The following is a 311-nucleotide window of genomic DNA, read 5'->3' as shown; positions in this document are numbered from 1 at the left end:
TCTTCTACATAGGACAGAAGCCGCACGTCTCTGCTGTTCAGAAGTACCTTTCCCTGATAGTCGATACCCTCACCAGCAGAGGACAATACTCGATACTCGCTAATCATCTCGGCATTTTTCTGAAACGACTTTGCCAGAAGCTCAGGAGAAATATCATCGAACTCCTCACTGTAGTTTACGAGCATATCTACCATATAATCTGCATCTCAAAGGTCGTAGAGTTCTTCCAAAGCGCCCTGAATGTTTTTGGGTGTAAACATTTTTTACCTTACCTTTCCATTGATTTTTCTCTTTTTTTCTGCCATTGCTCC

At 42.4% G+C, this 311-nt stretch carries 1 pseudogene; it reads right to left on the bottom strand.

The annotated features are described in order from the left end of the window. Nucleotides 1-194, bottom strand: a pseudogene (locus tag P0G09_RS17690) (hypothetical protein); the annotation flags it as partial. Nucleotides 195-311: the final 117 nt, after the last annotated feature.

Origin of the sequence: Faecalibacterium sp. DFI.5.82, from assembly GCF_029076575.1 — a bacterium.
GTDB lineage: Bacteria > Bacillota > Clostridia > Oscillospirales > Ruminococcaceae > Faecalibacterium > Faecalibacterium duncaniae.
Note: the sequence above shows the minus strand (reverse complement) of the source record. Positions and strands in the feature narration are given on the sequence as shown.